The organism is Candidatus Rokuibacteriota bacterium, from assembly GCA_030647435.1.
Lineage (GTDB): Bacteria > Methylomirabilota > Methylomirabilia > Rokubacteriales > CSP1-6 > AR37.
Genome location: JAUSJX010000133.1, coordinates 1 through 16,245 on the forward strand (window position 1 = coordinate 1; position 16,245 = coordinate 16,245).

A 16,245-nucleotide genomic window follows, 5' to 3' on the forward strand; every position below is an offset into this window, starting at 1 on the left:
GTCCAGACGACGGTCTCGGTGAGGAGCACCTTGCCATCGGCCAAGGTGACCGCGCCCGGGCTCACCGCAATCACGGGCGCGTGCAGTCGGACCTCGATTCCCTTGCGCCGGAGCTTGTCCAATCCCCGCCAGGCCAACCGGTTGCTGACGCAGGGGATAATCCTTCCCGACGCCTCGGGCAGAACGAGACGCACTTCGCGCCCATCGAGGCGCGGGTCATTCGGGTGCAGCGTCTTCTGGATGAGGTCCTGGAGCTCGGTCGCCAGCTCCACGCCCGTGCAGCCGGCCCCCACGAGGCAGAAGGTGAGGAGCCGTCGCCGCGCCTTGGGATCCGGCTCGAGGTCGGCCCGCTCGAACATCTCCAGGAGATGGTTGCGGAGCCTCACGGCGTCTTTGAGGGTTTTGAAAGTGAAGGTCTTTGCCTCTACCCCCTCGACGCCGAAGAAGTTGGTCGTGCTCCCCAGGGCGATGACGAGGTCGTCGTACGCCAGCTCGCCGTGATCGGTCAGAACCCTTCGCCCCTCCAGGTCGATCGACCGGACCTCGGCTCTCCGAAAGTCCACGCGCGTCTTCCGGAAGAGCGGGCGGAGTGGCCTGACCACATGGCGGGGCTCGACGCCCCCCGAGGTGATTTCATGGAGCATCGGAACGAACAGGTGATAGTTCTCCTTGTCGAGGAGCACGATCCGGACGGACCGCTCTCGACGCAGCGCCCTTTCGAGATGGAGCGCCGCGTAGAGCCCGCCAAAGCCGGCCCCGAGGATGACGACCTGCCTATCGGGCATCGCTGACCCAGCGCGATCTCATGGCGTAGCCGCGTCCGATCCTCCGGCGGAGCCCTCGGATACTTTGGGTAGCTGCGGTGACAAGTAACAGGATCAGCTCCGACAGCGGATCGAGACGAGCATCCAGCGCCGATGAACCGCACGCGGGGCATTGAACGGCGCGCCCCGGTCCAAGGGAACGCACGAACACCTCGCGGCATTTCCCGCAGGTGAACTCATACACCCACATGAGCATCCTCCTCTCTTGGACCACTCAGTTCTTCGTGGCGGCCTGGACCCCGGGGTTGGCCACGAAGAACTGCTTGTTCAGCGCGATGAAGTGTTTCCACTGCTCCGGGGTCTCGTCCTCGGCGAAGATCGCCTTCACCGGGCAGACGGGCTCGCAGGCCCCGCAGTCGATACACTCGTCGGGGTGGATGAAGAGCTGGTTCGGCCCCTCGTAGATGCAGTCCACCGGGCAGACCTCGACGCAGGCCTTGTCCTTGACGTCGATGCACGGCTCCGCGATCACGTACGCCATACCGATCCTCCTCGTGCTGCCATGCCCTTTGCGATGGGTGTCCGCTTTTGGAGAGAGCAAGGGCGATGCCAAGGTCAGACCGGGACGACAAGGCTGCGTCGTAACGCTTGTCCAAACAATCGATAGACCGCGGACGCGGAACTCTGGGCGCGCCTGGGAGATCAGCCGGAGAAGGGGCGAGGCCTGCGCGTTTTATCCCCGGACAGGACGCTTTGTCCCGGGGTAGGTCAGGGGGAGATTCGATACTGCTTGAGCTTGCGGTTGAGGGTCTTGAGATGGATCCCGAGCAGACGAGCGGCCTCAGCCTTCTTGCCCTGCGTCCGTTCGAGCACCCTCAGGATGTGGCGGCGCTCCATCTCGGCGAGCGGGAGGTCTGGCGCGTCGACCCCTGCCAGTACCTGCTGGGGTGCACGGATATTAGGGGGGAGGTCATCCCGGCCGATGACAGGCCCTGGGGAGAGGATCACGAGACGCTCGATGGTGTTGGCGACCTCTCTGACGTTCCCCGGCCATGGGTAGTCCACGAGAAGGGCGCTGGCCTCCTCGGAGACCGCCTTCGCCTGCTGGCCAGGAAGACGGAACTGGGGCAAGAAGTGCTCGATCAAGAGCGGGATGTCCACCTTTCGCTGTCGCAGCGGCGGCAGAGCCACGTTGATGACATTGAGGCGGTAGTGAAGATCCTCCCGGAAGCGCCCCGCCCGCACCTCCTGGGCCAGGTCCTTGTTGGTGGACGCCAGGATGCGGACATTGACCTTGAGGGTCCGCGTACTCCCCACCCGGCGCAACTCGCCGGCGTCGAGGACCTGGAGGAGCTTCGCCTGCATGCCGGGGCTCATGTCTCCTACCTCATCGAGGAAGAGGGTACCCCCGTCGGCCACTTCGAAGAGGCCCGGCTTCGCGCTGACCGCGCCGGTGAAGGCCCCCTTCTCGTGCCCGAACAGTTCGCTTTCTAGGAGGGGCTCCGGAAAGGCGCTGCAGTTCACGGCTAAGAAGGGCTGGGCACTGCGCCGGCTCCCCTGATGGATGGACCGGGCCACCAGCCCTTTCCCTGTCCCGGTCTCTCCCTGGATCAAGACGTTGGCGTCGGTCGGGGCGATCCGCTCGATCGTGTCGAGCAGGGCGCGGATCGCCGCACTTCGGCCCAGGATAAGCGGGGGCCCCTCCTTCTGGGCCACCATCCGCTTCAGCGCGACGTTCTCTCTCTGGAGCTGCTTTTTCTCGGCCGCCCGTTTGAGGAGCTCCTCGACCTCGGCGAGCCGGGCGGGCTTCGTGAGGTAGTCGTAGGCGCCCAGCTTCATCGCGTGAATGGCGTCGTCGATGTCGGGGTGGCCGGTCAGGATGATGACCTCGGCGGCGACGCCGGCCTCCCTCATCCGTTTCAGAGTCTCCATGCCACCCAGGCCGGGCATCTTGAGATCCAACAGGACAACCTCGACATCGTGGGCAGCCAGTGCCTGGAGGGCCTCTTCCCCGCTCTTCACGCACTGGACGGCGTGCCCCATGCGCCCAAGCTCGCTCTCCATCAAGATGCGGAAGGGTTCTTCGTCATCGACCACCAGGACGCGCATCTGACTCACCGCTTCGCCTGCACGGTCCATGGCGCCGTCACTCCGCTCTCATCGCTGCACCGGCAGCTTCACGGTCACCAGCGCCCCTTTGCCGATGCCTTCGCTCTTGATCTCGATGGTGCCCCCATGCTGCTCGACGATGCTCTGGCAGATCGGGAGACCCAAGCCTGTCCCCTTCCCGACCTCCTTGGTGGTGAAGAAGGGATCGAAGACCTTGGATAGATTCTCCGGTGCGATGCCGCGGCCATTGTCGGCCACGGAGACCTCGACGATCTCGCGGCGGCCTCGAGCGCCGCGCTCCGCCGCGATGACGTCGGCGGCAATTCGCACCTCGCCATCGCCTTCAATCGCGTCGAGGGCATTGGTGAGGAGGTTCAGGAGGAGCTGCTGAAGCATCTGGGCATCGGCCCTCAGCTGGACCGGCTCAGAGGGGGGACGGACGACAATCCGTTTGTTCGCCACGGCGGCCTGCCGCTCCACAAAGGAGACCGACTCCGAGATGAGCCTGTCCAGATCGATCAGCTCGAAGGACGGCTCTCGCTGCCTCGCGAAGTCGAGCAACCTCCGGACAATCGAGGCGGCCCGATCCACCTGCCCCTGAATCATCCCGAGGAAGCGAGGGAAGTCCTCAAACTCTTTCCTGGCCAGAAGCGTCTCCGCCTCAGCGCGCCGCTGGAGGGCCTCGACGAAGCCGGCGATGTGATTCAGTGGGTTATTGAGCTCATGGGCCAGCCCGGCGGCCAGCCGGCCAAGGGAAGCCAGTTTTTCCTGCCTGAGCAGCAGGGCCTGGGACCGCTTGAGCTCCTGGTACGAGCGGTGGAGCTCCTCGTAGAGCCTGGCGTTCTCGATGGCGATCGCGGCCTGGGCCGCCAACGTCTTGGCGATGTCCTGATCGTCTTGGCTGAACTCCTCCGCGCCCCGTTTCTCCGTGAGGTAGAGATTACCGAACACCTTGCCCTTCGAGACGATGGGGACGCCGAGGAAGGACTTCATCGGCGGGTGGTTCTTCGGGAGCCCGTGGGCCCGGGGATCCATCGTGAGGTCCTTCAGGCGCAGAGGCTTCGCCTCACGCACGAGGACGCCAAGAATACCCTTCCCGACCGGCAGGGGGCCGATCGCCCTCTTCGTTTTCTCATCGACCCCCGCCGTGATGAATTGGCTGAGCCCGCCCTTCCCGTCCAGCACCCCAAGGGCTCCGTACCGGGCGCCCACCACCTTGCAGGCCATGTTCGCGATCCGTTGTAACACGGCCTCTAAGGAGAGCTTGGCACTGAGGATCATCCCGGTTTTCACCAGGGTGCGGAGCTGCTCGACCTCTCTGGTCGCCGCTGCTTCCTTCGCCTCGAAGATGTCGCGGACGGCAAGGGCCAGGAGGCGATTCGCCGCCGAAGAATAGATATCGAGCGCCTTCGCGAACCGTCTGGCGTCGGCCCCATACTTCCTGACGAGCGAGCGTCGATGAACATCCCGAAGGGCGAGGAGGGAGTCGATGAGGAGCTCCGGAGGGATTCCCGCCCCCAAGGCCCGCTGAGCGATCGATCGGGCGCAGGCCGCGGTTCTGCTATGGTTCCTGGGTTCCAGACCGTCAACGAAAGCGGTGTAGAGCGCTCGAGACTCGTTCTCGAGCCCTTGCCGGATCAGGTTCTCGACGGCGCCGGTCGTCCGCCCCTGGCGAAGCCACTGGCGCCGAAGCGTCTCGCCTTCCGCCCGGAAGTGCGCGACCAGCCCTTCGCGCAGCTCGCTCGCTTTGTTCGTCTTGGCCATCTCTCCCCCTCGTTCCACCCAGCATTCTCCGGGTGCATCGACCAGGTTGTCAAACGCCGGCCTTGTCAGAAAATCCACGCGACACGAGCGGGCGATGTCACGCCCGAACCTTCCGCCTTAAGCTGCCGTCAGAACCCCTCGTGCTGGCCTTGCACGACGTCTCCGTACGGCGCGGTGGGGATCGTCGGGTCCGCGGCCAGCGGCTCGACCTTGAGGGCCCGGCGCCTGGGATGAGGAAGGACAGGACCTCGGACCCGCCGATGACTCCGCTGATGACGCCGAGCGAGACCGCGATCTGGAACTTCCCGCCGTAGAGATCGTTCAGCCAGAAAGCGGGGCCCACTACCCGCCCAGCGTTACCTACTATTTATCCCCTTCGTCTCGCGCAGACAATATCTGCGGCTGCAGCGCGTTAAACCGGAGTTAGGTCCACCTCGAAAACGAGACCGTTCGATATCGGTGGTTGCAGGCCCGCGATATGAACCAACGATGCCGCACGACGCCGGTTCTCAGTGGAGCGGACTAGAAGTCGCGTTCCAGTCCATCCATCGCCAGGGAGGTGGCTACGACGTGAGGCGTCATCGCGCCTTCGCGATCGTGTCGGGTCGGAGGGCGACGAAGGCGAGCGACGCAGCTTGAAGGGGTTGGAGCGCGCTGCCCATAGGCCACGAGGGTCCCTGAGTCTAAGGACTCGCCCGATGCTATCGCGTCATGTCTTGGGGTGACGCTGTCGACGCAAAGGGTCAGGTGCAGGGGATCCTTCGGCTATCCCCCCCCTATCCCACAGGGGGTATGCTCCATATCCCACAGGGTATCCCCTGCCGGTATCCCTGCCCCCCGGGATCCCCCTGCCTGGGCGGCCGACAATCACGTGGCCTGCCTCGTTGCTCGAGATCAGCGAACTCGACAGGTCGCTTAAGGTCGCTCAGCGAGTTGCCTCGGAGACGGGGCCTGCCGGGCCAGCGCCCGGGTCCGTGCTCCGGAGTGCTCCGTTCCGGAACACGGTGGCCCTTCTGCTCCACGTCATGCCGAATTGACACGGCTCCCATCCGCGGTGACCAGCGTAGACAGAGAAAAACACACGAGCGATTTTCACGCCATATTTCGGGGCTGGTCTTTCGTGTGGAGTCGTCGTATCCAGTAAGACACCGAGGCGCGGCCCCGGGCCCAGCAGCATCGAGATGACGTGAGCCGACACGAGCGTAGAAAGGGAGCTCGATATGCATGACAGGCACCGTGCAGATCAGCCCGATCCTGGCCCTCGCCTTCGTCGCCCTCGTCGGTGGCGGGCTTGGTGGCGTCCGGGAGGCGCGCGCCGGACTGTCCGGGGCCACGGCCCAGTAGTTGGAGCGGATTGGTTCGATCCGCGCATGACAGATTTCATGGGCGACACCGCGTGGCTGGTCGGTCAGCCGGTGCCCGTGGCATCGTTGGGTGAGGCCGTGATGGACCTGTCCTCCTGCATGCTGCCCGCGTGGCCGTGGGCCCCGACGGGTCGTCGGAAGGACTCGCGACCTCTGCACCCGACGGCACCGCCGCGTACGGACCGGCGTCGGCTCCCGAGATCCTCCGGTGCTGGACGCCGACGGGCCCACACGAGTCAATCGGGCCACCCCGGTGGGAACCGCACTCACACTTTGTCAGGTGCGTCCGACACCCCGGGCGGCGACTCGGGCGAGGGGGACGGCCCGGCCCACGGGGTCGACAGCCCCGACGTTGGCTTTGCCGAGCCCCTGCGTGGTAGCGGCAGCCCCCCTCCGGCCTCTCCCCCTGTCAGTCCGCCCTCGTCGCCGCCTTCCCTGCCCGTTGTTCCGTGGCTCACGACGCCGCATACTGCTCCTCAGCGCGTGGCGGACACGCGGAGGCAGCCTATGCGCTTGTCCGCCTTGTTCGAGGAGTTCTGTCACTTCCTCCGGGTCGAGAAAGGGGCGACCCCAGCGACGATTGCCACGTATCGGTGGTGTTTCGGGGATTTCCAGGCGTTTGTCATGAAACAGATGGGAGGCACGGTGCTGCTGGTGCATTTCACCGAAGAGACCTGTCGGCGCTACCAGTACGACCTCGCGGGGCGCGGGCTTAAGAACGGCACGATCCGCGTGCGCCTGGCCGTGCTCGGGAGCTTCGGCAAGTGGATGGTCCGCCGCGACAAGCTGGTCCGCAATCCCGTGGATCGGCTGACGCGCCCGCGTCGCAAGACGCGGGTCCCGGCCGTGCCCACCTGGGACACGGTCAAGGTGCTGCTGCAGCAGTGTGGTCTCCGGGAGCGCGCGATCCTCGCCCTCATGGCCTATGGAGGGCTGCGGCGCGGTGAGGTGGCAGCGCTCGATGTGGGTGATGTCGCCCCCGACTTCGGGCTTCGGCGGGTTATGGGGAAAGGCGGTCACGAGGTGCCGGTGGCCTTGCCGGCGCCGGCGCGCGCCATCCTGCGCGACTACATGGCCACCGAGCGAGCCGGGCTGCTAGCCACGGCGCCGCTCTTCGTGGTCACGTACAAGCACAGAGTAGGCCAGCGCATCGAGCGCCGGATCACGGGGCAGCGGATCTGGAAGGTCGCCAAGGCCGTCGGGACGCGAGCGGGGATGCCTGCGTTGCATCCGCACGCGCTCCGGCATGCGTGTGGCGCAGAGTTACTGCGTCGCACGAAGAACCTGCGTGTCGTGCAGGAACAGCTGCGCCACGTCGACATTCAGACGACCACTGGCTACACGAGACTCACGCAGCAGGACGTTCGGCAGGCTTTGGAAACGCTCGACGACGAGGGGGAGTGAAAGAAGGATTCACATCCCTCCCCCCAGGGAAACTAAATTTCGGGGCGAAAATCACCACGAAATCACCGTGGTGGCCCCAACGGGATTCGAACCCGTGTTTGGTCGCGGTCACGTTTTCGCCAGCAGTCTCGTATAGTTCTCGGTGACAAGTCATCTTCAATTGCGACGCGACTAAAACATGCAGGCTATGGATGCCTGAATCATCGCTCGGAGGTTCACTGGTTCAATTCGGGGGCCAGCGGGCGCTCTTGACGCCGACCCGCGCCGTCGCCCCCTCCAACGCGATGTTCCACGCCCGGGACCCGGCTCTCTCCGCGCTGTGAGCCGGGGGTCCGTGGCTGATAATGGCCTTTGTGTTTCCTTCTATGCTCCAAAAGGCGGCCCGAATCCCGACGTTTCGTCGGGCTGGCCCCATCCGGTACACTTCCGGCGGACGATATCTGTCCTGAGGAGAGCAACCATGACCGACCGGCCCTATCACGTCTACGTCATCCAGGCGCGCGCCGAGCGCGACTTCGCCGATTGCCAGGCCGCGCTGGTCCACGTCCCCGCGCGAATGACCGCGCTGCCCTACATGGGCGACGAGGACGAGATCATCGCCCGCACGCGCGACGCCGACGCGCTCGTCGTCTCGTTTTCGCCGGTCACCTGCGCGGTGATGAGCGCGCTCGGGGGCCTCAAGACCGTGGTGCGCACCGGGGTGGGCTACGACGTCATCGACGTGCCCGCCGCGACCCAGCTGGGCGTGATCGTCGTCAACATCCCCGATCTCTGGATTCGCGAGGTCGCGAACCACGCGCTCGCGCTGCTCCTGGCCTGGAACCGCAAGATCATCACCCTGGACCGCGAGGTCCGCGCGGGCGTGTGGAGCGGGCGGGTGCCCGGCGATCCCACGGGCTCGCTCCACGGCGAGACGGTGGGCATCGTGGGCTTGGGCAACATCGGCAGCGCGTTCGCGCGACGCGTAGCCGCGCTGGAGACGAGGGTGATCGCCTGCGACCCGTACGTGGACGACGGGCGCTTCGCCGCCCTCGGCGTGGAGCGCGTCTCGCTCGAAGCCGTGGCCGAGCGGTCCGACTACGTGTCCGTCCACACGCCCCTGAATGCCGAGACGCATCACCTCATCGGCGAGGCGTTCTTCCGCCGGATGAAGCCCACGGCTCTCCTCATCAACACGGCGCGTGGCTCGGTGGTCGACGAGGCGGCGCTCACCCGTGCGCTCGACGAAAAGCGCCTGGCCGGCGCCGCGCTGGACGTGTGGGAGCAGGAGCCGGTCGCCGCCGACAACCCCCTCCTGCGCATGGACAACGTCATCGCCACACCCCACGCCGCCTATTTCTCGTCGCCGACGGTGGCGCAGGTGCCGCGGCGCTGCGGCGAGGAGGTGGCGCGCGTCCTCACCGGGCAGCGGCCGCTGAATGTGGTGAACCCCGAGGTCTATGCGCCGGGGGCGGCCCGTCGCGCCCGCTGATGCCCGTGTATCCCTCCGGCGACGTTGACGCCCCGGAGGCCGCCGATTCGATGTGCGCCATGGCGAGCTACGAGAGGAGGACCCGACGCTTTAGCCGAGCCGAGTACGAGAGGCTCATCGACCTGGGCGTGTCCCTCAGCGCGCGGGCAAGTACTGGCCGTACCAGTCGAGCGTCGCCCGCATGACCTCACTGAAGGCGGGCTCCGTGTAGACCTCGTAGTGGCCATAGCCGCGGAGCACCACGAGCTTCTTGGGCTCGCCGGCGCGCGCGTACAGGGACTCCGACTCCTCGGGCGGCACGAGCCGGTCGCCGTCGGTGGTGATGAAGAGCACCGGGCGCGGCGCGATCCTGTCGACGACCCACTCGGGATTGAAGGCGAGCGTATCGTCCACGTACTCGAGCGGGATCCGGTTTACCGCTGCCGGGTTGTTGCGCCGCCCCGCCGCCGCCAGCTCGGCGGACTGGCGGTCGGGGAGCAGGATCTCGGAGCGCTCGACCAGCTCCGACTGCCCGTCGCGCGCGCGCTTGACACGATCCGCCTCGGCGCGGGCGAGGAGATCGAACCACTCGTCGGGCCGGCGCACGCTACGCATCCAGCGTCGGCCGTGGCCGATGCCAACCACGCTCACCGTGCACCGGACGCGCGGATCGATGGCCGCCGCCCACACCACCGTCGCCCCGCCGTAGCTCGTGCCGTAGATGCCGAGCCGGCCCGGGTCGACCTCGGGCAGGGCGCCGAGATACGTAAGCGCGGCCTGCACGTCCGCCACGCGGCTCCACGGCGCCAGCCGCGAGCGCGGGCCCTCGCTGTCGCCCCAGCCCTTGTAGTCGAAGGCCATCGCGACGTAGCCAGCGTCGTTGAGCACGCGCGCATTGTCCGGCAGGTAGAGGTCCTTCACGCCGGTGTAGCCGTGGCAGAGCACGATCCCCGCGCGCCGCTCTCCCGGCCGGAGATCGTCGGGGGCATACACGTCGCCCACGAGCTTGACGCCCTCGCTGTAGAACGTGACCGGCCGCTTCATCGCGCGCGCCTCCTCACCCGGTCACCAAGCCGACCACGAGCGGCACGAGGCCATCCGCGCGCTCGTCGAGATCCGTGTCGCCGAGGATAGCGATGGGGTGAGGCACGCAGAGGAACCTGAAGCCTGGTAGCCCCCAGGTGGTCGCCATGGCCGTCCCCGTCTGCCGGAAGGGCTCCGTCAGGAGGGCGACGCCGGGAATGCCCCGCTCCTCGAACATCAGCGCGTCGAGCACACTGCTCGAGCTGCACGACCCTCAGTCGCCGACGCCCGAAACGACGAAGTCGGAGATGCGGCGAAGCGCGTCGGCGGCCTCCTCGGTCACCGCGTGGCTGGCCGAGCGCTTGCGGATCATGCGGCTCACCGTCACGCCGTGCTCGCGGGCGAGGCGCTCGCCGAGCCGGACGAGGATCGCGTCGGAATTGAACTTGGTGTTCTCCACGAGGCCCACGCGCAGCCCGCGGAGGTCGCCAAGGCGCGGCGCCAGGCTGATGGCGCGCTCGACGGGTGGGGTTGTCGGATCAAAGAGTTTCATCGGATCCTCCGGCGTCACGGGGTGTCGATGAGGGTGGTCACGCTCCGGGTCCACTTGTTGCCCCAGCCGGGCAGGCACGCCGACCAGCTCCCTGCCTGGCCGCCGGCACAGACGATCAGGATGTCCTCGGGGCACTCGAAGGCATGCTTCCAGGTGATCTCGTCGCCGGGCTCGACCGCGCCCGGACGGCGGCCGGCGCGCTTGAGATCGGCCACGGTGCGCCGTGCGTGCTCGACGAGGAAGCGCCGCACGTCCAGCTTGCTCCAGCCGCTCTGGCGCAGGACGTCGGCATGCTCACCGGCCAGGACCACGAGCGACTGGTTGAAACCGCGGAGATTGGGCGTGCCGAGATTGCAGAGGGCATCCGCGAAGCAGCGGAGCAGCGGCTCCGGCTCTGCGGCGAGCTGGTTGTAGACCTGGGAGAGGCTGTTGGAGGCGTAGACGGTGACGGCGCTCTGCTCGGCGCGGTGGCCGCGCTCGACGTGGAGCGGCTCCCACGGGTGCTGCGCCTCGTTCTCGGCGAAGCAGAAGGAGTACTTCCCGGGATTGCCGAGGGTGGCGCGATCGAGAAAGCCGGGCCGCGTGTTCATCACGTTCATCATGGTGAGGCGCACGGCGCGGCCGATGGTGGCATTGGCGCGGATGCCCTGGCCGAAGACGTTGTTGCCCGAGTTGATGCCGAGGCGGCGGGCGATGGGGCCGTTGACGATCAGCACCATGGCCGAGCCGCCCGTGCTGCTGGCGGGCCCGTGATAGGCGAAGTCGCGGTGGCAGAGCCCGCGGACGGCGGCCACCACCACGGGCAGGCATTCGGGTCGGCAGCCGGCCATGACGGCGTTGATGGCGAGCTTCTCGGCGCTGACCACCGCGCCGCGCTCGGGGATCTCGCCGATCACCTCGTCGCCGCGGAGCGCGGCCCCGCCCAGCATATCCGCGATCGACGTCTCGGTGGGCGGCACCACCGGGAGCCCGTCGGTCCACTCCCGCTCGAAGTAGGCCTCGATCAGCTCCGCCGGGTCGTAGCTCTCGTCGGCCATCGCCCGCCTAGGATACCGCAGTTCGAGGAACCCTTGCTTGAGTCGCGCTCCGTGTCTATGCTCGCCGCCGGCAGCGACGGGGAAGAACATCTGGCGGCTCTGTAAGGTGTACGGCCGGTTCATCGGCTACCCGACGCTGAAGCCGCACGATCTGCGGCACGGCGTCGCCATGGAGGTGCTGGAACAGCATCATGACCTCGAGGAGGTGCGGGCGCTGCTCGGGCATTCGCGCATCGATACCACCCAAGTCTACGCGAGCATCCGGCCGCCGCAGCTGAAGCGAGCGATGGCATTTTACGAGACGCAAGCCGTGCGGATGCTGGGCACGTGAGGATGTGCACCCGCTCCAGGTTCGAGGAACATTCGAATGTTCCTAAAACCTGGAGCGAAAAACTCTAACGAAATCCGCCTGGTGGCCCCAACGGGATTTGCCACCTGGTGGGCCAATTCCTGCGGTTCTCTCTGAGGGGAACTGCCTTCCGGACTTAGGGTCCCTCCTAGCCGCCCGTTCACGGCGACGTATCCAAGGCAACTACCACAAGTCTGGGCAGAAACTCGTGTTTCAGTCACGACCACGTTTTCGCCATCTTACTCGGCACGTTGGAGAGCACTTGCCCTGCAAGAACACGACGTGACTAAGACACGCAGCTTGGAATGCTCCGACGATCCGAAGAGAATGACGCCATGCCGCCGCTGGTCAAGATTCGAGCCTTCCTGCGCCTGCTCACGCCGCGCCGTCATAGCGCGCTAGAATGCTCGGGACACGCCGTCCCGAGGAACGGCATGCGGTTGCCGATCCCATGACCAATCTCCTCGTTCAACAGATCGCGGAGGCCACCAGCCCCCGACCGCACGAGCCCGCGGAGCCATCACTGCTGCGGCCCGCATAGGAAGAGAGGAAAGTGGGCGCGAGACCGTATCGGCAGACTGGGGTCGTGGACCTCGAGCGTCTGTTCCGGGATGATCGCGATAACCTCGCGGTCGTCCAGGCCCTCGCCGACGAGCTGACCCACCGGAAAACGCAGCGGGCTCGTACGCTCGCTGATCGGGTACGCCAGCGGCTGGAAGAGCTGAGCGCGCGGCCAGCGGCTGAGCCGGTCGCTCCCGAGAATACACGTGGCGGGCTACTGCCGGCTGCAGCCACCCCGGGGCAGGAGTCTGACGAGGAATCGGAGTTGGAGCCAGAGCCTGGGCTCGAGCTTGATTCCGGCGAGCAGGGGACGAGATCCAGGGCCGCCGTGCCCCGCGAGGAGCCCCACGAGAAACCGGACGAAGACGACCCGGACGATAAGCCCGTCACCGGAACACTGCCGCCCGACCCATCCGAGCGCGCCGGCCTGCCCAGGAACGACTCTGCCGCGATCCTCGAGTTGTGGACGGCGCTCGAAGTGCTCTCGCCTCAAACCTACGTTCAACCGAGCGATCTTGCCGACGGCGACGCAAGACGGATCGCCAGATTTGGGGAGGGCCGTGCGCTGCCATGGGTTGACGGTCCCGAGAGGGCTAGGCCAAATACGAGGCTCTACTACCAGTTGATCCTCGGCGCGCTCGCGATGGATCGCGCGAGTGCGGTCCTCCTGAAGGCGTTCGGCGACAAGCGGCCGGAGAGATCCTCGCCCCGTGGCTATGCGGCACTCGCCGCAGTGACTGTCGACCGCGAGGGACGGCCTGTGGCGGAAAGGCCGATCGCCGTTTCTTCGTTCGGCTGGGGGTATGGGCTCGCGCGGGCCGGGCGCCTATCGGAACTGAAGACTTGGCCGCAGGTCGAGCGTGGTCTCACCGAAGGCCTCGAGGATCGCTTGAAGCGTGAGGAGGACGACGAGGTTCTGCCGCTCGACGAGGCCACGATCCTGCGCGGTTTCCAGTGGTTGTGCGATCGGGTCGGGTTGCCGGTCGACGAGCGTGTCGCGCCGTTCTTTGCGATACGCCTCTATCGATGGTCTAAGGGGAAAGGCGATCCGGATCCCATGTTGTTGAACTCGTTCTTTCTCGAAGACCTGGCGCGAAGTCGCGAGCTTCACAGCCGACAGCGTCTCGGGCCGGCGCTCGGGTGCTACCTGGGTCTCGACGTCCCGAAGAACCCCGTGGATCTCCTGGAGGACCAGAAGGCGCTCGAGGCGGCGGTGGCGCCTCTCCGCACACCGGCGGCGCGATGGCCGACGCCAGGCGGCTATCCCCTTGTTCTCTTGCAGCAGGCCGCTGTCGATGTGGCGTTCGAGAAGCTGACGGACTCCCCTGGCATCCTTGGCGTCAATGGTCCGCCCGGGACTGGCAAAACGACGTTGTTGCGCGACCTGGTCGCCGGTGTCGTTCTCGCGCGGGCTCGTGCGCTCGCCGCCTTCGACGATCCCGAAAAGGCCTTCAGCCATCAGGGCCAAATACGGCGCGGCCAAGTCTTCACACACCTCTATGAGTTGGCCAGCACGATCCGCGGCCATGAGCTCTTGGTGGCCTCGTCCAATAACAAGGCCGTCGAGAACATCAGCCGCGAGCTCCCAGGAAGAAGGCAGATCGAGGCAAGCCTAGCGCCGCGCTACTTCCCCACGACTGCGGCGGCCGTCGCCGGCGAGGGGCAAGAGGCCTGGGGGCTGATCGCTGGCGTGCTCGGAAACGCCGCCAATCGTGTCGCATTCCGGCGGGATTTCTGGGTTGACCCCAACATGGGCCTGCGGGCATATCTCTGGGCTGCAGCAGGAAACAACGCCAACGCTGGCGCGGGTGGAACGCCGCCCCCGATCCCGCGTGTCGTCACCGAGGAGCGACCTCCGCACGACAAGAGAGACGGGCTGGCCCGCTGGCAGCTAGCGCGGCGGGAGTTTCTGCGCGCGGTCAAGGCTGCCGAAACCGCCCTGCGCGAACTCGAGCGAGTCCGTGAGTCCATCCTTGCCCGCGCGACGCTCAGAGATCAACATGCGCAGATCAAGTGGCACGCGGACGAGGCCGACACTGTACTGCGAGCCGCCAGGATCGCGCTTGGCCGCGCCAGCGACGAAGCCAAGGCCGCAGCTGAGGTCGTGAACGGCGCCGAGCTCGCCCTGCGCGATCATCGCGCTATCCGCCCCAACTGGTTCTCGCGCATCTTCCGTCGGACGCTCTGGCGGACGTGGGCAGCCGAGACGAGCCTTCGCGATCGGACACGCGGAGAGGCCATCCGCAATGCCTCGGTGGTGCAGGGACGTCACGCCGAGGCGGAACGTCAGACGGCGGCGCACAGCGCGACGCTGTCTATTGCCCAAGCCGACCTCGCCCGTGTGGACGGAGAACTCGCCGGTCTCGAGCGCCGCCTGGCGGAGGCTCGTGCAGCGCTCAAGGGCCAGCTCGCGGATGAGGACTTCTGGGGCGCCTCGCACGCCGATCTGCAGACCTCGACGCCCTGGCTGACACCACACGTGCAGCGACTGCGCGACCTATGCTTCAAGACGGCGCTCGAATTGCACAGGGCCTTTATCGACGTCGCCGCCAAACCCATCCGCAATAATCTCAATGTCCTGTTCGGCGTGTTGATGGGTGGCGGTCTTGACGACGCCACGATGCGGCTCTTGCCGTCGCTGTGGTCGACCTTATTTCTGGTGGTCCCCGTGATCTCCACGACGTTCGCGTCGGTAGGCCGCATGCTCGGGCCCATGCCGCCGCAGTCACTCGGCTGGCTGCTCGTCGATGAGGCTGGTCAGGCCATCCCGCAAGCCGCCGTCGGCGCCATCATGCGAGCGCGCCGGACGATCGTTGTCGGGGATCCGTTGCAAATCGAGCCCGTCGTCACGCTGCCGCTGTCCCTGGTCGAACGCCTCGCCCTACGCATGTCGGTCGATCCGGCAACCTGGACGGCGCCAAAGGCGTCTGCACAGACGCTTGCTGATGCCGCCTGCCAGTATCAGAGCTGGATTGAGCAAATCGAAGGTGCCGTTCGCGTCGGCGTTCCGCTCCTCGTTCACCGCCGTTGCGCCGAGCCCATGTTCGGAATCTCCAACACCGTGGCGTACGCCGGCAAGATGGTGCAGGCGAAACTGGCCACGTCGTCTCGCGTGCGCGACGCCCTGGGTTCCTCACGATGGCTGCATGTCTCGGGAATCGGGTCAGGCAAGTGGTGCCCCGCAGAGGGCCAGACAATCGTAAGGGCCTTGCGCTCCCTTGTGAGCCAGGGACTCACGGACCCCGACGTCTTCATCATCACGCCCTTCCGCATCGTTGCTCGCCAAATGCGCGAGATGCTTGCTGTGTCCGACGTCATACGGAGCATTACGGATCGGCCGTGGGAATGGGTGCGCGATCGCGTCGGTACTGTACATACGTTTCAGGGACGCGAGGCTGAGGCGGTATTCCTCGTGCTCGGAGCCCCGGATGCGTCGCAGACAGGTGCCCGCAACTGGGCCGGGCACCCGCCGAACCTCGCCAACGTGGCGGTCAGCCGAGCGAAGGAGGTTCTCTATGTTGTCGGCAACCGCGAGCTTTGGCGCATGCACGGGAGCTTCCGTGCGGTGAGCGACCGGTTACCGACCTGAACCCAAGACGTCCGGGGGGTCGGCTACTGCGTCTTGACGACCTCGGCCGGCTAGGCGCGCGGTCGTCCCGAGATGCGTCCGGGCGCTTACGAAGTTGCGTCGTCTGGGCTCCTCTTCTTACGGTGCTCGACGAGCCAATATTGATCTTTCACTAGATAATGGATACATGACTCACGACCACGGCAGATCGGACACGAGGATGCACGACCACAGGAGTTGCTGGGAACCGTGGAGCCGACGGAACGAGCGCCGCAGTTGAGCATCCAAGTGACGAATGT

At 66.3% G+C, this 16,245-nt stretch carries 12 protein-coding genes; 4 read left to right on the top strand and 8 right to left on the bottom strand.

Features of this window, described 5'->3' with window-relative positions; genetic code table 11:
- The 4 genes from Q7W02_23120 to Q7W02_23135 all read right to left on the bottom strand — a co-directional run.
- On the bottom strand, positions 1-785 hold a 785-nt coding region (locus tag Q7W02_23120; protein MDO8479028.1), incomplete at its 3' end, for an FAD-dependent oxidoreductase.
- Positions 786-1,038: 253 nt separating this feature from the next.
- On the bottom strand, positions 1,039-1,305 hold the full coding sequence (locus tag Q7W02_23125) for a ferredoxin family protein (protein ID MDO8479029.1): 267 nt from the start codon (positions 1,303-1,305) through the stop codon (positions 1,039-1,041).
- 227 nt (positions 1,306-1,532) lie between these two features.
- Positions 1,533-2,873 (bottom strand): sigma-54 dependent transcriptional regulator, encoded by a 1,341-nt coding sequence (locus Q7W02_23130; protein ID MDO8479030.1) that lies wholly within the window; start codon positions 2,871-2,873, stop codon positions 1,533-1,535.
- 48 nt (positions 2,874-2,921) lie between these two features.
- Positions 2,922-4,637 carry an ATP-binding protein gene (locus Q7W02_23135; protein ID MDO8479031.1) on the bottom strand — a complete coding sequence of 572 codons (1,716 nt, stop codon included), beginning with the start codon at positions 4,635-4,637 and terminating at the stop codon, positions 2,922-2,924.
- 1,988 nt (positions 4,638-6,625) lie between these two features.
- Here Q7W02_23135 and Q7W02_23140 point away from each other — a divergent pair.
- On the top strand, positions 6,626-7,405 hold the full coding sequence (locus Q7W02_23140; protein ID MDO8479032.1) for a tyrosine-type recombinase/integrase: 780 nt from the start codon (positions 6,626-6,628) through the stop codon (positions 7,403-7,405).
- A 460-nt stretch (positions 7,406-7,865) separates the two neighbouring features.
- Entirely contained in the window at positions 7,866-8,876 is a 1,011-nt protein-coding gene (locus Q7W02_23145) for a C-terminal binding protein (GenBank protein MDO8479033.1), read from the top strand.
- A 135-nt stretch (positions 8,877-9,011) separates the two neighbouring features.
- On the opposite strand, the gene Q7W02_23150 is transcribed toward Q7W02_23145, so the two are convergent.
- Genes Q7W02_23150 through Q7W02_23165 form a run of 4 tightly spaced genes read right to left on the bottom strand, consistent with a single transcriptional unit; the run spans position 9,012 to position 11,468 of the window.
- Positions 9,012-9,899, bottom strand: coding sequence for an alpha/beta fold hydrolase (locus Q7W02_23150; protein MDO8479034.1), 888 nt, complete (start codon positions 9,897-9,899; stop codon positions 9,012-9,014).
- Between the two features lie 13 nt (positions 9,900-9,912).
- Positions 9,913-10,131 (bottom strand): hypothetical protein, encoded by a 219-nt coding sequence (locus Q7W02_23155; protein MDO8479035.1) that lies wholly within the window; start codon positions 10,129-10,131, stop codon positions 9,913-9,915.
- Between the two features lie 21 nt (positions 10,132-10,152).
- Entirely contained in the window at positions 10,153-10,431 is a 279-nt protein-coding gene (locus Q7W02_23160; protein ID MDO8479036.1) for a hypothetical protein, read from the bottom strand.
- Between the two features lie 14 nt (positions 10,432-10,445).
- Positions 10,446-11,468, bottom strand: a complete 1,023-nt coding sequence (locus tag Q7W02_23165; GenBank protein ID MDO8479037.1) for a hypothetical protein — start codon at positions 11,466-11,468, stop codon at positions 10,446-10,448.
- 106 nt (positions 11,469-11,574) lie between these two features.
- Between Q7W02_23165 and Q7W02_23170 the strand changes: the two genes are divergently transcribed.
- A complete protein-coding gene (locus tag Q7W02_23170) occupies positions 11,575-11,799 on the top strand; it encodes a tyrosine-type recombinase/integrase (protein ID MDO8479038.1) in 225 nt (74 codons plus the stop codon).
- A 604-nt stretch (positions 11,800-12,403) separates the two neighbouring features.
- Positions 12,404-15,967, top strand: a complete 3,564-nt coding sequence (locus tag Q7W02_23175; GenBank protein MDO8479039.1) for a DEAD/DEAH box helicase — start codon at positions 12,404-12,406, stop codon at positions 15,965-15,967.
- Positions 15,968-16,245 lie beyond the last annotated feature (278 nt).

Bases quoted from the DNA above. Each gene is read 5' to 3' on its own strand.
- Q7W02_23125 (MDO8479029.1), bottom strand. From the start codon at position 1,305: ATGGCGTACGTGATCGCGGAGCCGTGCATCGACGTCAAGGACAAGGCC.
- Q7W02_23130 (MDO8479030.1), bottom strand. From the start codon at position 2,873: ATGCGCGTCCTGGTGGTCGATGACGAAGAACCCTTCCGCATCTTGATG.
- Q7W02_23135 (MDO8479031.1), bottom strand. From the start codon at position 4,637: ATGGCCAAGACGAACAAAGCGAGCGAGCTGCGCGAAGGGCTGGTCGCG.
- Q7W02_23140 (MDO8479032.1), top strand. From the start codon at position 6,626: ATGAAACAGATGGGAGGCACGGTGCTGCTGGTGCATTTCACCGAAGAG.
- Q7W02_23145 (MDO8479033.1), top strand. From the start codon at position 7,866: ATGACCGACCGGCCCTATCACGTCTACGTCATCCAGGCGCGCGCCGAG.
- Q7W02_23150 (MDO8479034.1), bottom strand. From the start codon at position 9,899: ATGAAGCGGCCGGTCACGTTCTACAGCGAGGGCGTCAAGCTCGTGGGC.
- Q7W02_23160 (MDO8479036.1), bottom strand. From the start codon at position 10,431: ATGAAACTCTTTGATCCGACAACCCCACCCGTCGAGCGCGCCATCAGC.
- Q7W02_23165 (MDO8479037.1), bottom strand. From the start codon at position 11,468: ATGGCCGACGAGAGCTACGACCCGGCGGAGCTGATCGAGGCCTACTTC.